At 64.7% G+C, this 425-nt stretch carries 1 protein-coding gene; it reads left to right on the top strand.

Features of this window, described 5'->3' with window-relative positions; translation table 11 throughout:
• On the top strand, window positions 1–425 hold a 425-nt coding region (locus tag HR086_RS47655; RefSeq protein ID WP_174468987.1), incomplete at both ends, for an SIS domain-containing protein.

Genomic DNA, 425 nt, shown 5'->3' with positions numbered 1-425 from the left:
GAGTTTGCCCGCCGTGAAAACGCGCTGTTTCTCGGTCGCGGTCTGCATTACCCGATTGCCCTGGAAGGCGCGCTCAAGCTCAAGGAAATTTCGTACATCCACGCCGAGGCCTACCCGGCCGGCGAACTCAAGCACGGTCCGCTGGCGCTGGTGACCGAGCAGATGCCGGTCGTGACCGTCGCCCCGAACGACGCGCTGCTTGAAAAGCTCAAGTCGAACATCCAGGAAGTGCGCGCGCGCGGCGGCAAGCTGTACGTGTTTGCCGACGCCGATACGCACATCCAGTCGAGCGACGGCATCCAGGTGATCCGCATGCCCGAGCACTACGGGCAGCTCTCGCCGATCCTGCACGTGGTGCCGCTGCAGCTGCTGGCGTATCACACGGCACTGGCGCGCGGCACTGACGTCGACAAGCCGCGCAACCT

Source organism: Myxococcus sp. CA039A (assembly GCF_013336645.1).
Classification (GTDB): domain Bacteria; phylum Myxococcota; class Myxococcia; order Myxococcales; family Myxococcaceae; genus Myxococcus; species Myxococcus llanfairpwllgwyngyllgogerychwyrndrobwllllantysiliogogogochensis.
This window is presented reverse-complemented; position numbering and strand designations above follow the sequence as displayed.